General features: G+C 71.4%; 14 protein-coding genes and 1 tRNA gene. 12 read left to right on the forward strand and 3 right to left on the reverse strand.

The annotated features are described in order from the left end of the window. Positions 1-40: 40 nt before the first annotated feature. From H1W00_RS06430 to H1W00_RS06445, 4 genes are read left to right on the forward strand one after another with little or no spacing between them, the layout of a single operon-like run. Positions 41-1,102 carry a resuscitation-promoting factor gene (locus H1W00_RS06430; RefSeq protein ID WP_181754697.1) on the forward strand — a complete coding sequence of 354 codons (1,062 nt, stop codon included), beginning with the start codon at positions 41-43 and terminating at the stop codon, positions 1,100-1,102. After that, complete coding sequence (gene rsmA, locus H1W00_RS06435; protein WP_241733046.1) at positions 1,075-1,965, forward strand: 16S rRNA (adenine(1518)-N(6)/adenine(1519)-N(6))-dimethyltransferase RsmA; 891 nt, start codon at positions 1,075-1,077, stop codon at positions 1,963-1,965. Before H1W00_RS06430 ends, rsmA begins: the two co-directional genes overlap by 28 nt. A gap of 42 nt (positions 1,966-2,007) precedes the next feature. Next, complete coding sequence (locus tag H1W00_RS06440) at positions 2,008-2,952, forward strand: 4-(cytidine 5'-diphospho)-2-C-methyl-D-erythritol kinase (protein WP_181754699.1); 945 nt, start codon at positions 2,008-2,010, stop codon at positions 2,950-2,952. After that, positions 2,952-4,724, forward strand: coding sequence for an ABC-F family ATP-binding cassette domain-containing protein (locus H1W00_RS06445; RefSeq protein WP_181754701.1), 1,773 nt, complete (start codon positions 2,952-2,954; stop codon positions 4,722-4,724). The genes H1W00_RS06440 and H1W00_RS06445 overlap by 1 nt, the downstream gene beginning before the upstream one ends. A gap of 8 nt (positions 4,725-4,732) precedes the next feature. On the opposite strand, the gene H1W00_RS06450 is transcribed toward H1W00_RS06445, so the two are convergent. Continuing rightward, complete coding sequence (locus H1W00_RS06450) at positions 4,733-5,218, reverse strand: MarR family winged helix-turn-helix transcriptional regulator (protein ID WP_181754703.1); 486 nt, start codon at positions 5,216-5,218, stop codon at positions 4,733-4,735. 104 nt (positions 5,219-5,322) lie between these two features. On the opposite strand from H1W00_RS06450, the gene H1W00_RS06455 reads away from it, so the two are divergent. Beyond that, positions 5,323-5,401 (forward strand) — tRNA-Gln (locus H1W00_RS06455). Between the two features lie 5 nt (positions 5,402-5,406). Here H1W00_RS06455 and H1W00_RS06460 read toward each other — a convergent pair. Further along, the gene (locus H1W00_RS06460; protein WP_181754714.1) at positions 5,407-5,886 is read right to left on the reverse strand and encodes an SRPBCC domain-containing protein; all 480 of its coding nucleotides are present in this window, start codon (positions 5,884-5,886) and stop codon (positions 5,407-5,409) included. A gap of 18 nt (positions 5,887-5,904) precedes the next feature. Between H1W00_RS06460 and H1W00_RS06465 the strand changes: the two genes are divergently transcribed. From H1W00_RS06465 to pth, 6 genes are all read left to right on the forward strand, one after another. Further along, positions 5,905-6,228 carry an ArsR/SmtB family transcription factor gene (locus tag H1W00_RS06465; RefSeq protein WP_181754716.1) on the forward strand — a complete coding sequence of 108 codons (324 nt, stop codon included), beginning with the start codon at positions 5,905-5,907 and terminating at the stop codon, positions 6,226-6,228. Positions 6,229-6,284: 56 nt separating this feature from the next. Continuing rightward, complete coding sequence (gene glmU, locus H1W00_RS06470) at positions 6,285-7,736, forward strand: bifunctional UDP-N-acetylglucosamine diphosphorylase/glucosamine-1-phosphate N-acetyltransferase GlmU (protein ID WP_181754719.1); 1,452 nt, start codon at positions 6,285-6,287, stop codon at positions 7,734-7,736. A 22-nt stretch (positions 7,737-7,758) separates the two neighbouring features. After that, positions 7,759-8,697, forward strand: coding sequence for a ribose-phosphate diphosphokinase (locus H1W00_RS06475; RefSeq protein WP_181756193.1), 939 nt, complete (start codon positions 7,759-7,761; stop codon positions 8,695-8,697). Positions 8,698-8,704: 7 nt separating this feature from the next. Then, complete coding sequence (locus tag H1W00_RS06480) at positions 8,705-9,073, forward strand: hypothetical protein (protein WP_181754721.1); 369 nt, start codon at positions 8,705-8,707, stop codon at positions 9,071-9,073. A gap of 171 nt (positions 9,074-9,244) precedes the next feature. Then, entirely contained in the window at positions 9,245-9,895 is a 651-nt protein-coding gene (locus H1W00_RS06485; protein WP_181754723.1) for a 50S ribosomal protein L25/general stress protein Ctc, read from the forward strand. Next, positions 9,895-10,461, forward strand: coding sequence for an aminoacyl-tRNA hydrolase (gene pth / locus H1W00_RS06490; RefSeq protein WP_181754725.1), 567 nt, complete (start codon positions 9,895-9,897; stop codon positions 10,459-10,461). The genes H1W00_RS06485 and pth overlap by 1 nt, the downstream gene beginning before the upstream one ends. Before the next feature lie 10 nt (positions 10,462-10,471). Here the strand turns inward: pth and H1W00_RS06495 are convergent, their stop codons facing one another. Then, positions 10,472-11,224: a hypothetical protein gene (locus H1W00_RS06495; RefSeq protein ID WP_181754727.1), complete on the reverse strand. Its 753-nt coding sequence runs from the start codon at positions 11,222-11,224 to the stop codon at positions 10,472-10,474. 346 nt (positions 11,225-11,570) lie between these two features. Between H1W00_RS06495 and H1W00_RS06500 the strand changes: the two genes are divergently transcribed. Continuing rightward, on the forward strand, positions 11,571-15,572 hold the full coding sequence (locus tag H1W00_RS06500) for a beta-xylosidase family glycoside hydrolase (RefSeq protein ID WP_181754729.1): 4,002 nt from the start codon (positions 11,571-11,573) through the stop codon (positions 15,570-15,572). The last annotated feature ends 2 nt before the right edge of the window (positions 15,573-15,574 follow it).

Raw genomic sequence — 15,574 nt, forward strand, 5'->3', positions numbered from 1 at the left:
CCGTTTGTTGCCTGAAGTCACCCCCCGGAACACCGTCACCATGGCCCTGGCGGCCGTCGGTCTGGCCGTAGCCGTCGGCGGCGTCGTCCACGCCTCGACCTACGACGACCTCGTCCGTTTCGACGTCGACGGCGTCGTCACCGAGGTCCGCACCGAGAGCGAGACCGTCAGCGAGCTCCTCGCGGAGAAGAACGTCACGCTCGACCCCGCCGACCAGGTCAGCCCCGCGCCGGCCACAGACCTCGACGACGGCGACGTCGTGAAGGTCCGCCGCGCGAAGGCAGTCACCCTCGTGGTCGACGGCAAGATCAGTCAGCGCACCGTGAACGACGTGGACGTCGCCGGCGCGCTGGAGACCCTCAACGTCCAGCCGAAGGAGGGCGCCTCGTTCTCGATGGCTCCCGACGAGCGGCTCGGCCTCGAGGGCAACAGCGTCGTCGTGAGCAACCCCAAGCCCGTCATCCTCAAGGTGGACGGCAAGAAGCAGAAGCTCGTCACCGCCGCCCCCACGGTCCAGTCGCTGCTCCAGCAGCGCGGCGTGAAGGTCGGCGAGATGGACGAGGTCAAGCCCGGACTCGGGTCGTACCTCAAGCCGCGCCAGTCGCTGCGCGTCGTGCGGATCGAGAAGGTCACCCGCACCGAGAAGATCGAGGTCGACCACGAGGTCGAGTTCACCGACGACTCCTCGCTGTACGAGGGCGACACCGAGGTCCTCAAGGAGGGCCGCGACGGTCTCGTCCGCGCGAAGGTCGAGCTGATCCTGGCCGACGGCGAGGTCCGCAAGCGCCGCGTCATCTCGCGCAGCACGGTCCGCCCGCCGATCGCCGAGGTGCAGAAGCGCGGCACGAAGAACCCCGACACCGTCGACGGCGGCGTCTGGGACCGCATCGCGAAGTGCGAGTCGGGTGGCAACTGGAGCATCAACACCGGCAACGGCTACTACGGCGGGCTGCAGTTCTCGGCCGCCACGTGGCACAGCGTCGGCGGCCCCGGGCTCCCGCACCAGCACAGCAAGGCCACACAGATCAAGTACGCCAAGATCCTGCAGGCGCGCTCCGGGTGGGGCCAGTGGTCCTGCGCGGCGAAGGTCGGCGTCAACTGAGCGAGTCCGGAGCCGACCGCTCCGTCCGCCTCCTCGGCGCCGCCGACATCCGTCGGCTGGCGGCCGAGGCCGGCGTGCGCCCCACGAAGCAGAAGGGGCAGAACTTCGTCATCGACGGCAACACGGTGCGCCGCATCGTCGACGTCTCCGGTGTCGGCCCCGACGACGTCGTGGTCGAGATCGGGCCCGGTCTCGGCTCGCTGACGCTGGCCCTGCTCGATCGCTCCAGCCACGTCACGGCCGTCGAGATCGACGACGTGCTGGCGGGTCTGCTGCCGGCCACGGTGGAGGAGTTCGCGCCCGGTACGGCCGACCGCTTCGACCTCGTGGTCGCCGACGCGATGCACGTCCGCGAGCTGCCGGGCCCGCCGCCCACGGCTCTCGTGGCGAACCTGCCGTACAACGTGTCGGTGCCGGTGCTGCTGCACTTCCTCGAGACGTTCCCGTCGCTGCGCACCGTACTCGTGATGGTGCAGGCCGAGGTCGCGCACCGGCTGGCCGCCGGGCCCGGCTCCAGGACGTACGGCATCCCCAGCGTGAAGGCCGCCTGGTACGCCGACGTACGCCTGGCCGGCAACATCGGCCGCAACGTGTTCTGGCCGGCGCCCAACGTGGACTCCGCGCTCGTCGCCCTCACCCGCCGCGAGCCCCCGGCGGGCGACCGCAAGACGGTGTTCGGCGTCGTCGACGCGGCCTTCGCGCAGCGCCGCAAGACACTCCGCGCCGCGCTGTCGGGCTACGCCGGTGGCGGCGACGTCGCCGAGCGCGCCCTCCTGGCGGCGGGCATCGACCCGCGCACCCGCGGTGAGCAGCTCACCGTCGAGCAGTTCGCGGCCGTCGCCGACGCGCTGCCCCCGCGCTGAGCCGGCGGAGTTTCGCCACCGGTCACGGCGCGCGGTGCGCCGATGGGGACGCCCGTTAGGTTGGTGCCCGTGGTGACGAGGGTGACCGTGCGCGTGCCGGCCAAGATCAATCTGTGCTTGGGCGTCGGACGCGTGCGCCCTGACGGGTTCCACCCGCTGGCCACCGTCTACCAGGCCGTGGACCTCCACGACGAGCTGCGCATCACCGCGCGCGAGGACGGCGAGCTGAGCGTCGCCGTGCACACCGAGTTCGACCTGCCCGAGGGCATGAGCGTGCCGGAGGGCCCCGACAACATCGCCGTCCGCGCGGCGCAGCTGCTGCGCGAGCGGCTCGGCGACCCGGACCTCGGCGCGGACATCGCGATCCGCAAGGTGATCCCGGTGGCCGGTGGCATGGCCGGCGGGTCCGCCGACGCGGCCGCGGCCCTCGTGGGCTGCAACGAGCTCTGGGGCGGTGGGCTGGGCCGCGCCGACCTCGAGCCGCTGGCCGCCGAGCTGGGCAGCGACGTCCCGTTCCTGCTGCACGGCGGCAATGCGATCGGTGGCGGCCGCGGCGAGACCGTCAGCCCCGTCCTGGCCCGCGGCGGTTACCACTGGGTGTTCGCCACGTCGTCCGAAGGACTCTCGACCGCTGCGGTCTACGCCGAGTTCGACCGGCTCAACCCGGGCGCGCCCGAGGTGCCCGAGGTGCCCGACGAGCTGATCAACGCGCTGCGCGCCGGCGATGCCCACGCGCTGGGGCGGGCCCTGTCCAACGACCTCACCGATGCCTCGCTGTCGCTGCGCCCCGAGCTGGCAGACACGCTCGAGGTCGGTCTCGAGGCCGGCGCACTCGGTGCCGTGATCTCGGGCTCCGGTCCCACCACGGCCTTCCTGGCCGCCTCCGAGGAGCACGCGCTCGACCTCGCGATGGCGCTCGCCAGCACGGGGTCGGCCGCCGACGTCATCCAGTCCCGTGGACCCGTGTCCGGGGCGCGGCTCGTCTGATGCCGCCCCTCGTCGTCGGCGAGCGCATCGCGCAGTCCTTCCCGTCCGGCACCGTCCTGTCCGACGTCACGATCGGCGTCGGCGACGGCGACCGGATCGGCGTCGTCGGCCGCAACGGCGACGGCAAGTCCACCCTCCTGCGCATCCTGGCCAAGCGGCTCGAGCCCGACTCCGGCCGCGTCACGTGGCGCCGCGACCTGCGCGTCGGCGTCGTCGAGCAGGACGACGTCCTCGACCCGAGCCTCACCGCCATCGGCTCCGTCGTCGGCGACCGGCCCGAGCACGAGTGGGCGTCCGACCCAGCGGTCCGCGACGTGCTCGCGGGGCTGATGGGCGACGTGGACCACCACGCCGAGGTCGGCACCCTCAGCGGCGGGCAGCGGCGCCGCGTCGCGCTGGCGCGCACGCTGGTGCGGCGCTGGGACCTGCTGGTCCTCGACGAGCCCACCAACCACCTCGACCTCGAGGGCGTCACGTGGCTCGCCGACCACGTGCGGCGACGGACCGAGGCTCTGCTCGTGGTCACCCACGACCGTTGGTTCCTCGACGAGGTCTGCACGCTGACGTGGGAGGTCCACGACGCGCGCGTGGACGCATACGAGGGCGGCTACGCGGCCTACGTGCTGCAGCGCGTCGAGCGCGACCGGCAGGCCGCCGCCAGCGAGGAGCGGCGCCAGAACCTCATGCGCAAGGAGCTGGCCTGGCTGCGACGCGGCGCGCCCGCCCGGACTTCGAAGCCCAAGTTCCGCATCGACGCGGCGAACGAGCTGATCGAGCGCGAGCCGCCCGTGCGCGACTCGGTGTCCCTGGCCAAGCTCGCCACGGCGCGGCTGGGCAAGGACGTCGTCGACATCCTCGACGTCTCGGTCTCCTACGACGACCGGCCCGTCTTGCGCGACGTGGAGTGGCGGATCGGTCCGGGCGACCGCGTCGGCATCCTGGGCCCGAACGGCGCGGGCAAGAGCACCCTGCTCGGCCTCGTGACGGGCGAGGTGACGGCCACATCCGGCCGGGTCAAGCGTGGCAAGACCGTGAAGATCGCGGCCCTCACGCAGCACCTCGCCGATCTCGACGCCGTGGCGGACGACCGGGTCAGCGAGGTCGTCGGCCGCAGGCGCACGTCCTACGAGACCGAGGGCAAGGAGATGACCCCGGGCCAGCTGCTGGAGCGCCTCGGCTTCACCTCCGCCCAGCTCTCCACGCCGGTGCGCGACCTGTCGGGCGGCCAGAAGCGACGCCTGCAGCTCATGCTGATCCTGCTCGACGAGCCGAACGTGCTGATCCTCGACGAGCCGACGAACGACATGGACACCGACATGCTCGCGGCCATCGAGGACCTCCTCGACACGTGGCCCGGCACCTTGCTGGTGGTGTCGCACGACCGCTACCTGCTCGAGCGCGTCACCGATCACCAGTTCGCCGTCCTCGACTCGCACCTGCGCCACCTGCCGGGCGGGGTGGACGAGTACCTCCGGCTCCGGGCAGCCCAGCCCGTCGCCGCTTCCGGCGCCCCCGCGAAGCCGGCGGCGCCCGCGTCCTCGTCGCAGCGCGGTGGCCAGAACGAGCGCCAGCTGAAGAAGGACGTCGCCCGGATGGAGCGCCAGATCGAGCGGCTCACCGAGCGGATCGCGGACCTCGACCGCGCGATGGTCGACGCCTCGACCCAGCCCTCGCGGCTCATGGAGCTCGATGCCGAGCGCCGCCCGCTGGCCGAGGAGCTCGAGGCCACCGAGGAGGCGTGGCTCGAGGCCTCGGCCGAGCTCGAGTCCTGACCCGCGGGTCAGCCGTTGAAGTGAGCCGTCAGGGTGCGCAGCGCGTCGGCGACGTGGTCGCGCTCGGACTCCGGGAGGTCCGCCAGGATCGTGGTCTCCAGGGCCAGCAGCGTGTCGAGCGCGCCGTCGACGCGACGGCGGCCCTCCGGCGTCAGCCGCACCAGCACGCCGCGCCGGTCGGAGGGTGCGGGGCGTCGCTGCACCAGGCCGCGCTGTACGAGCCGGTCGACGCGGTTGGTCATGGTGCCGCTCGTGACCATCGTGGCGGCGACGAGGTGGCCGGGGGAGAGCTCGTACGGCTCACCCGAGCGGCGCAGGGCCGAGAGCACGTCCCACTCCCACACGTCGAGCTCGTGCGTGGTGAAGGCCTGCTTGCGGAGTCGTTCGAGGTGCTTGGCCAGGCGCATGAGCCGGCTGAAGACCTCCAGCGGGGAGACCTCGACGTCCGGGCGCTCGCGGCGCCACGCCGCGACGATCTCGTCGACCTCGTCCATGTCGCCACGGTAGACCATCAAGAATCTTGACGTAGAGATAGTTCCCCGGAGGGCTTCACGGGGCGCCGGCGCATCGTGCGGCTCCGGTAGCCTGAGGCCACCGATCCCCGGTTGGTCTGCCGGCAGGGCCCGCCTGACTTTGAATCAGGACTAGCGACGTAGGTTCGACTCCTACCCGGGGAGCCGTCTCAGCGGTAGAAGCCCTCACGCAGGTTGATCCCGTGCTCGACCCACACCTTGAGGGCGGCGAGCATCCCCGTCCAGCCCTCGCAGTTGCCGAACGCGTTCGTGGCGCCCTCGGGCGTCACCGTCCACGACTGCTCGGAGATGGTGACCAGGGTGCGGCCCTCGTCGCCCTCGACGGGCTCGAGCTCGAACGTCGTCCGCGTCGTGCCGGTCTCGCTCGTCGTCGCGTTGCCCTCCCACTCGATCACGAGGCGGCGGGGCGGGTCGGCCTCGACGACGGTCACCGGGAAGCGGCCGGGGTAGTCGTGGAAGTCCCAGGTCACCTCGGCGCCGGGCTCGAGGCGGCCGCGCGCCCCGCCCGTCGTGAAGTACCGGGAGAGCTGGTCGGGGTCGACGATGGCCTCGTACACCTCGACGCAGGGTCGGGCGATGCGGCCGGAAATGGTGAAGGACAGGGTGTCGAGACGTGTGGAAGGGCTCATGTGTTGTAAATTTACAACATGAATGCCGCCACGAACAGGAGTGACGACGACCTGGTCTTCAAGGCCCTCGCCAATCCCGTCCGCCGGCGGATGCTCGACGCGCTCCGCGAGGAGCCCCTGACGACGGGTGCGCTCTGCGCGGCATTCGACGACCTCGACCGCACCACGGTCCTGCAGCACCTGCGAGTGCTGGAGCGTGCCGAACTGGTCACGGGTCGGAAGATCGGTCGCGAGCGCCACCTGTCCCTCGCCCCGCTGCCCATCAAGCGCATCCACGACCGCTGGATCAGCGACTACGCCCGCGCCGCGGTCGACCTCCTGGGGCGCCTCGACGACGACTGACCCGCTGTGCTCGCGGGAGGCACCTACACTCGGAAGGTCGTCAACGAAGGAGTGCCGTGAGCGAGCAGGTCACCGCGATCGTCCTGGCCGCAGGGGCCGGGACGCGCATGAAGTCACGCCGGGCAAAGGTGCTGCACGAGATCGCCGGGCGCCCCATGCTGGGCCACGCGCTCGACGCCGTGCGGGCCGCCGGGGTCGACCGGGTCATCACCGTCGTGGGCCACGACCGTGAGCAGGTCGAGGCCGCCGTGGCCGCGCTCGACCCCTCCGCCACGATCGCCGTCCAGGTCGAGCAGCGCGGCACCGGCGACGCCGTCCGGGTGGCGCTCGACGCCGCGGGCGCCGACGCCGCCACCTACCTCGTCACCTACGCCGACGTGCCGCTGCTCTCGGCCGAGACCCTGCGCGCGCTCGTGGACGAGCACCGCGAGAACGGCCGCGCGGTCACGATCCTGACGTCCGAGCCCGAGGACCCCACCGGCTACGGCCGCATCCTGCGCGACGGGACCGGCGCCGTCGTGGCGATCCGCGAGCACAAGGACGCCACCGACGACGAGCGCGCGACCCGCGAGGTCAACAGCGGCATCCTCGTCGTCGACGGACCGTTCCTCGACCGCGCCGTGCGCGCGCTCAGCACCGACAACGCGCAGGCCGAGCTGTACCTCACGGACATCGTCGGTCAGGCCGTCACCGAGGGGCTGCCCGTCGGCGCGCACGTCCTGGAGGACGTCTGGCAGACCGAGGGCGTCAACGACCGTCGCCAGCTCGTCCGCCTCGGCCGCGAGCTGAACACGCGGATCGTGAACCACTGGCTCGCCGAGGGCGTCACGATCCTCGACCCCGGGACCACGTGGATCGACACCGGTGTGACGATCGGCCGCGACACCACGATCCTGCCCGGCACGCAGCTGCTGGGCGCCACCACGATCGGCGAGGGCGTCACGATCGGACCGGACACCACGGTGCGCAACGTCGAGATCGGCGACGACGCCTCGGTGGTGCGCACGCACGGCTCGGACTCCGTCGTCGGGCCCCGCGCCAGCGTCGGTCCGTTCGCCTACCTGCGCCCGGGCACGGTCATCGACGAGGGCGGCAAGGTGGGCACGTTCGTCGAGGTCAAGAACAGCCACATCGGCGCCGGCGCGAAGGTGCCGCACCTGTCCTACGTCGGCGACGCCGAGGTGGGGGAGGGCAGCAACCTCGGTGCCGGGGCGATCACGGCGAACTACGACGGGGTGAACAAGCACCGGACCACCATCGGTGCCCACGTGAAGACCGGCTGCCACAACGTGTTCGTGGCGCCCGTCGAGCTCGGTGACGGAGCGCACACCGGCGCGGGAACGGTCGTGCGCGAGGACGTGGCGCCGGGGGCGCTGGCCGTCCCCGCCGCTGGACAGAGGACAATCGAGGGGTGGGTCGCGAGCCGGCGACCGGGTACGCCTTCCGCGCTTGCCGCGGACCAGACCACGCAGGAGACCAGCGGTGGCCACTCACAAGAGCCTCAGTAAGCGCACGCCCACGAGCAACCTCATGTTGTTCTCGGGCCGCGCGCACCCCACGCTGGCGAAGGAGGTCGCCGAGCTGCTCGAGGTCGACTGCGTTCCGACCACGGCCTACGACTTCGCGAACGGCGAGATCTACGTCCGCTTCGAGGAGTCGGTCCGCGGCTGCGACGCCTTCGTGATCCAGAGCCACGCGGCGCCGATCAACGAGTCGATCATGGAGCAGCTCATCATGATCGACGCGCTCAAGCGCGCGTCGGCCAAGCGCATCACCGTGGTGCTGCCGTTCTACGGCTACGCCCGCCAGGACAAGAAGCACCTGGGCCGCGAGCCGATCAGCGCGCGCCTCATGGCCGACCTCTTCCTGGCCGCCGGCGCCGACCGCCTCATGACGGTCGACCTGCACACGGCGCAGATCCAGGGCTTCTTCGACGGCCCGGTCGACCACCTGCTGGCCATGCCGATCCTGACCCGTCAGGTCCGCAAGCGCTACGGCAAGAAGCCGCTCGCCGTCGTGTCGCCGGACGCCGGTCGCATCAAGGTGGCCGAGCAGTGGGCGCGCCAGTTCGACAACGCGCCGCTGGCCTTCATCCACAAGACCCGCGACGTCTCCAAGGCGAACGTCACCAAGGCCAACCGCGTCGTGGGCGAGGTCGCCGGCCGCACGTGCATCCTGGTCGACGACCTCATCGACACCGGCGGCACGATCTGCCAGGCCGCCGAGGCGCTCATGAACGACGGGGCGGCCGAGGTCGTCATCGCGGCCACGCACGCCGTGTTCTCGGGCGAGGCGATCGACAAGCTCAAGAACTCCGTCGCCACCGAGGTCATCGTCACCAACACGCTGCCGCTCGCCGACGAGCACCGCTTCGACAAGCTCACCGTCCTGTCGATCGCGCCGCTGCTCGCGCAGGCCGTCTCGGCCGTGTTCGAGGACGGTTCTGTCACCAGCCTGTTCTCGGAGTGAGGACGCCGTGACCACGGGGCAGGTGCTGCGCGCCGCCGTGCAGCTGGGCCTGCTCTACGCCGCGATCGGCGTCCTCGCCACGCTGCTGCTGGCGCTCGTGGGCGGCGGTCTCGGCGGGTCCCTGCTGCTGCCGCTGGTGGTGCTGGCCGTCGCGCTGTTCGTCGCCGCCGCCTTCATCGTGGTGCTCGCCCGGCTGGCCGCCGGCTGGCTGCAGGGACGCGTCCGCGATCCCGTCGCCGGCGCGATCATGATCGCCTCCGCGGTCGTGCTGCTCAGCGGAGCGCTCACCGTGCAGTCGCTCGGCGTCCTCGCGCTGGCCGTCTCCGCCCTGATGGCGCTGGCCACGCATCTCGTGCTGACCCGCCGCTGGGCCTGATCCCGGGTCCGCAGCCGATTTCGGCTCCCGCGCGAGGGTGCGTTAGACTCGTGGGGTTGCCTCGGCGAGGGTCCACCTGACCGTGATCGACAGGGCGCTCCACAGGAGTGCTGTGTCGAGCGCCGAGACCAAAGACTTCAGACTGAACCCCCTCCCAAGGAGAGAATCCCCGTGGCCGAGATCAAGCTTTCCGCCGAGCAGCGCACCGAGTTCGGCAAGGGTGCCGCCCGCCGCATCCGTCGCGAGAACAAGGTTCCCGCCGTCCTCTACGGACACGGCTCCGACCCCATCCACGTCACGCTGCCCGGCCACGACACGATGCTGGCGCTCAAGACCGCTAACGCGCTGCTCGCGATCGACCTGGGCTCGGACAACCACCTGGCCATCCCGAAGCAGGTCCAGCGCGACCCGCTCAAGGGCTTCATCGAGCACGTCGACCTGCTGATCGTCAAGAAGGGCGAGAAGGTCACCGTCGACGTCGCGATCACCGTCGTCGGCGAGCCCGAGCCGGGCGTGCTGCTCGTCACCGAGAACACCACCGTCTCCCTCGAGGTCGAGGCCACGCACATCCCCACCGACATCGAGGTGCCCGTCGCCGGCCTCGAGGTCGGCGCCCAGGTGCTCGCCTCCGACCTCGCCCTGCCCGAGGGCGCGTCCCTCGCGGTCGAGGAGGACCTGCTGATCCTCAACCTGACCCACGCGCCCACCGCGGCCGAGGTCGACGCCGAGCTCGAGAGCGCCGAGGCCGATGCCGGCATCGAGCACGACCAGCCCGAGACGCCCACCGAGGGCGCGCCCGAGCCGGAGTCCTCCGAGGGCTGATGACCTGGCTGGTCATCGGGCTGGGCAACCCCGGCCCGTCCTATGCCGCCACCCGGCACAACGTCGGGTACCACGTGACCGATGAGCTGGCCGCCCGCATGGGCGGCCGGTTCTCGTCTCTGAAGGCGGCCCGCGCCGACATCGTCTCCGGACTGCTCGCCGGCGAGCGCACGGTCCTGGGCCGGTCGCGTGCCTACATGAACGAGAGCGGCGGCGCCGTCTCGTCACTGATGAAGTACTACGACGTCACGCCCGAGCGCCTCATCGTCATCCACGACGAGCTGGACCTCCCACTCGGCTCGCTGCGCTGCAAGTCCGGCGGCGGCGACAACGGGCACAACGGCCTCAAGTCGATCCGCCAGTCGATCGGCACGGGCGACTTCCTGCGCGTCCGGTTCGGGATCGGCCGCCCGCCGGGACAGCAGCCGGTGCACGACTTCGTGCTGAAGCCGTTCGCCAAGACCGAGCGCACCGAGGCCGACATCGTCACGCAGGAGGCCGCCGACGCGGTCGAGAGCCTGATCTCGGTGGGCCTGGAGAAGACGCAGAGCGCCTTCAACTCCTGAGCGCGATGCGTCAGAGGCGCTTGAGCTGGACGAGCTCGCCCTCGGCGAAGACGCCGACGTAGCGCGTCGCGACACCGCAGGCCGCGAACTCGCGCTCCTGGATCGAGCGCACGCCCTTCGTCGCGAGACGGCGCAGCGGCGCCAGCTCGGCGTTCGCTTGGGCCATCACGTTCGGGTCGCCGGCGTACAGCTGGGAGAGGCGCGCCGAGTGCTGGAGCACCTGCGACACGTCGACCCGCTCGAGGACGCCCGGCGAGCGCATGAGCCGCTGGGCCTGCGCCAGGGTGGTGCCCCTCACGGAGGGGGAGTACGCCGCGTCGACCTTGAGGGCGCGCACGTCGGGTGACGTCGCGCAGGCGTTCTGGCGCACGACGAGCCGCAGGGAGCGGCGGGTGGTGCTGGTGCGGCCCCTGGTCTTCGACTTGACCTTGACGACGAGGCGGTAGGTGCCGGGGCGCAGGCTCACGGCCCGGCGGTTCGCCTGGCGCAGCTTGCCGGAGCGGTAGACGGTGATTCGCTTGGAGACGACCTTGACGCCGGAGCCCTTCTTCACCAGCGGGGTGACGCGGACCGACCCCGACCAGCCCACCACGCGCTGGGTGGGGTTGGTGATCTTGACCTTGCCCTTCGGCATCTTCGTCGCGGCGCTGACGGTTCGCGGGGCCGGGGAGCTGGCCTTGGCGGACGTGATCGCACCGGCCACGAGCACGGCGGTCGCGATCGTCGCCACGAGCGATCCCAGCGCCCACGTCTTGGTGTTCACCCCTGAAGTATGGGGCACATGTGACTCGCGTGACCACTGATATGCCAGATACGCATTGTTACTCGTGGTAAAGCAGCGTTTCGAAGGCGTATCACCGCCGGCCCCGGAGCGCTCATGGGCAGCAAGGTCGGTTCGCCGGGAACAAGGTTTCGAACCACATCCGTCGCACTGGTCACAACATTGTCCAAGCGGCCAAAACGCAGTCGTTCCAGTCGTTAGGCTCCCAGTCACGGGGGTGCTCGCGGTCGGTCACGTTCACGGCGCGCCGCGTGGCAACGGTGAAGATTCGGGTCTCATGCGTCGCACAGGGCGGGAGTTGCAGAGGCCATCGGTGAAGGACGGCACGATGCTCCATCTCAACCCTCCCGGGCGACGCACGGCTGCCATCGCAGCCGCGCTGGTCGTCCTGACGGCGGCGCTCCAGGGCCCCGCCGCGGCGGAGACGGAGGGCACGGCGTCCACCTCGGCACCGACCTCCGCGCCCACCAGCACGCCGACCTCGGCGGCTCCCACCACGGCCCCGACCCCCGCCCCGACGCCGGCGCCGACGGCGGCGCCCACGAGCGCGCCGACCCCGTCCGCCTCCGCGTCGGCCGTCCCGGACTACAGCCGCTCCGTGCTCGACACGTCGCCGTCCCAGCTCGCCTTCGGCACCCGCCACGCCGTGCAGTGCGACGGTGCCCAGACCGTCTCCGTCGTCACGTGGAGCGGTGACAACCTGCCGTGGGTCGCCTCGGCCGACGCGCCGTGGATCACCCTGTCGGCCACGTCCGGAGCCAGCCCGGCCCAGTTCACGGTCACGGCCGACTGCGACGACCTGCCGGTGGGCGTGCACTCCGCCCGGGTCACGGTCCGTGACGACGTGGCCGGGGTCGACCAGAGCCAGAGCGTCGACGTGCGCGTCGTGGTCAACCCGTCAGGCCCCGTCGGCATCTCGACGTGGAAGGACGGCCACCGCGGCGCGTTCAGCGCGTCGACCGACGACAGCTTCTCCTCGGGCTACCCCGAGCTCAAGGCGGCCGGCATCACGGGCACGTTCGTGATGAACGGCAGCACGCCGCCCGCGGACTACCCCCAGATGTACGCCGACGGGATGGAGCTCGGCTCGCACCTGCTCTACCACCTGTGCACGCTGGTCAGCCGCACGAGCCTGATCTCGCACATGACCGGCAGCATCAGCGCCGTCGCCCAGGCGACCGGCTCGGCCGACGAGGTCTCTAGCCTCGTGTGGCCGTGTGGCCTCCGGAACACCGAGTACGGCGTCATCGCCGCCGACTACTTCCTCTCGGCACGCGGCTACAACTGGAACGCAATGGAGGACACCACACCGACCGACTTCATGGACATGAAGAGCTTCAACTCCCACGAGCACACGCCAGTGCCACCGGCCGACCTGAAGGCGATCGTCGACCGAGCGCAGAGTGAGGGCAAGTGGGCCAATCTCGTACTGCACGCGGCGACGAATGACGACGGCGCGATCACCTACGCGGCGACGAAGGACGTGTGGAGCGCGCCCATCGGCACCGTCGTGAAGTACATCCACCAGCGCAACCGCACGGTGATCGACGACGTCGTCGAGGGCGAGGACGCGCTCGACTTCACGATCCGGCGCCTGGGCCTGCCCGAGGTGCCGCAGCGCGATGCCGAGGCGTTCGTGAAGTCCCGCGACAAGCTGACCTTCACGGTCGACGTCACGGGCGTGCCGCACGTCTCGGGCGTTCGTGTCGCCGGTGCCGCGGTGCCGTTCCGCATCCGCACCGACGGGGGCACGTCGACGCTGTACTTCTCCTCGGCGGTCACCACCGACAAGCAGTCGGTGAAGGTGCTCAAGTCCGAGACGGTTCCCGCGATCCTCGACGCCGACGACGCGCCGCTGACCCTCACGGCCGCCGAGGGCGGCGCCGCCGTCGAGAAGGCGCTCGGCGTCCGCAACGCCGGCGAGGGCACCCTGCAGTGGACCGCCGAGGTCCTCTCGGGCGAGTCCTGGCTCTCGGTGTCCCCGGCATCCGGCACGGGCAACGGCTCGTTCACCGTGCGGGCCACGCCCGGCACGCTCGCCGCCGGATCGCACACGGGCTCGATCAAGGTCCACGCCGCGGGTGCCGCCGGCAGTCCCGTCACGATCCCCGTGACGCTCAAGGTCACGCCGCGCGGCGAGGCGAGGTACGTGCTGACCTATCCCGACCGCCAGGCGCTGCTGGCCGACGGCTGGGACTTCCGGGCGAGGACCGCCGCGGGCGCGGTGCGCGACACCGAGCGCACGAGCGGCTCCGTCGTGGCCTACTCGGCCGCCGGGCTGCGGATGCCCGTGGACACCGGCGACATCTGGTCGTCCATGAACAACTCGCGCAACTCGCTGCTGCGCGACCTGCCGACCGGGTGGAACCGCGTCGAGCTGAACGTCCCGTCGTTCGCCCCGACGCGGAACTACCAGTCCGCCGGCATCGGCGTCTATGACGACGACGACAACTACGTGCTCCTGACCCGCAGCTTCAACGTCGGCCAGCGGGTCTCGCTGGTCAACGAGGTCGCGGGCAACGCCCAGATCGTCCTGGCCCAGACCTCGACCGCGACGAGCCTGCGGCTGCGCCTGACCCGCTCGGGCAACACCATCACGGCGGCGATGTCGACGAACGGCGGAACCACGTGGACCCCCGCCGGGTCGGTCACGTCGACGCGGGCGTTCTCGCGCCTCGTCCTGCTGACCGGGGCGGACGCGCAGTCCACGTCGCAGCCGACGGCCGTCTACGACGAGGTCGTCGTCGCCTCGGCGGGCGAGTCGACCGAGCCGACGACGACGCCCACGACGCAGCCGACCACGACGCCGACCACGGTGCCGACGACCGAGCCGACGACGACGCCCACGACGGTGCCGACGACCGAGCCCACGCCCACGACGCCCACGCCGACGCCTCCGGCGCCGAGTGCGGGCACGTTCTCGCTGGGCTACCCGAACCGCGCCGCCCTCGTGGCCGACGGCTGGGACTTCCGGGGCCGCACCGGCGCCGGCCTGGCCCGCGACACCGAGCGCACGTCGGGCAGTACGGCGACGTACTCGGCCCAGGGCCTGGGCCTGCCGACCACCTCAGGCGATCTGTGGTCGACGTCGAACAACTCCGACAACACGGTCCTGCGCGACCTGCCGAGCAACTGGAGCTCGGTACGCGTCCGGCTCACCCACGCCCCGAGTGCGAACTACCAGCACGCCGGCATCGTGCTGTACGACAACGACGACAACTACCTCGAGCTCGCGCGGTCGTACCACTCCACCGCGGGCGGGCAGATCGTCATGGCGATCAACGAGACCGCGGGCACCCCGGTGGCCCAGGCCGTCGCGGGCGTGACGGCGACCGACCTGGTGCTGCGCTTCGAGCGCAACGCGGCGACGAACCAGGTCGTGTCGTCGTTCTCCACCGACGCGGGCGCCACGTGGCGCACGGTCAGCACGGCGACCCGCGGGTTCACCGCGCCGCGACTGGCGCTGAACTCCGGCGGCGCCACGGGTGCGCAGGTCACTGCGACGTTCCGCGAGGCCACGGTGCAGGTGCCCACGACGGTGGCTCCGACCGAGCCCGCGCCGTCGCCGACCACCCCGTCGCCGACGCCCACCACCCCGTCGCCGACGCCGACCACCCCGTCGCCGACGCCCACCACGCCGACGCCGACGCCGAGCCCGACGCCGACCCCGACCACGCCGACCCCCACGGTCCCGACCGAGACGACGGACACGCACGTGCTCGACCAGACCTCGCGCACGGCACTGCTGGCAGCGGGCTGGGACTTCGCCGCCCGTACGGCGGCCGGCGCGGCGCGCAGCACCGAGAGCGCGACGCTCGCCCCGACGTACGCGGCCAACGGGCTCGGCCTGGCGACCGGCCCGGGCGACCTGTGGCAGGCGATGAACAACACCGCGAACACGGTGTTCCGCGACCTGCCCAGCACCTGGACCAGCGTCACCGCGACGATGGCCTACGCGCCGACGGCGAACTACCAGCACGGCGGCATCGTGCTCTACGTCGACGACGACAACTACATCGAGCTGACCCGCGCGTACAACTCCAGTGCCGGCGGGCACAGCGTGGCCCTGATCGACGAGCGCGCGGCCAGTCCGATCGTGCAGCGCGTGCCCACCACCGCCACGTCCCTGAGACTGCGGTTCACCCGTGATCCGGCCACCCAAGTGATCACCGCGGCCTTCTCGGCCGACGGTGGCTCAAACTGGAGCGAAGTCGGTCGCGTCACCCGTACGCTGACGAACGTGCGCATCGGACTCAACGCAGGCGGAGCCGTTACGGGCGCGCCCGTGGCGCGGTTCGAGCGGGTCGTCGTCGGCCGGAGTGCGAGCTGATC

Origin of the sequence: Aeromicrobium phoceense, from assembly GCF_013868155.1 — a bacterium.
GTDB lineage: Bacteria > Actinomycetota > Actinomycetes > Propionibacteriales > Nocardioidaceae > Aeromicrobium > Aeromicrobium phoceense.

What these genes read in the sequence shown, in the direction of transcription:
- H1W00_RS06430 (WP_181754697.1), top strand. Translation starts at nt 41, where the DNA reads ATGGCCCTGGCGGCCGTCGGTCTGGCCGTAGCCGTCGGCGGCGTCGTC.
- H1W00_RS06440 (WP_181754699.1), top strand. Translation starts at nt 2,008, where the DNA reads ATGGGGACGCCCGTTAGGTTGGTGCCCGTGGTGACGAGGGTGACCGTG.
- H1W00_RS06445 (WP_181754701.1), top strand. Translation starts at nt 2,952, where the DNA reads ATGCCGCCCCTCGTCGTCGGCGAGCGCATCGCGCAGTCCTTCCCGTCC.
- H1W00_RS06450 (WP_181754703.1), bottom strand. Translation starts at nt 5,218, where the DNA reads ATGGACGAGGTCGACGAGATCGTCGCGGCGTGGCGCCGCGAGCGCCCG.
- H1W00_RS06460 (WP_181754714.1), bottom strand. Translation starts at nt 5,886, where the DNA reads ATGAGCCCTTCCACACGTCTCGACACCCTGTCCTTCACCATTTCCGGC.
- H1W00_RS06465 (WP_181754716.1), top strand. Translation starts at nt 5,905, where the DNA reads ATGAATGCCGCCACGAACAGGAGTGACGACGACCTGGTCTTCAAGGCC.
- H1W00_RS06475 (WP_181756193.1), top strand. Translation starts at nt 7,759, where the DNA reads ATGTTGTTCTCGGGCCGCGCGCACCCCACGCTGGCGAAGGAGGTCGCC.
- pth (WP_181754725.1), top strand. Translation starts at nt 9,895, where the DNA reads ATGACCTGGCTGGTCATCGGGCTGGGCAACCCCGGCCCGTCCTATGCC.
- H1W00_RS06500 (WP_181754729.1), top strand. Translation starts at nt 11,571, where the DNA reads ATGCTCCATCTCAACCCTCCCGGGCGACGCACGGCTGCCATCGCAGCC.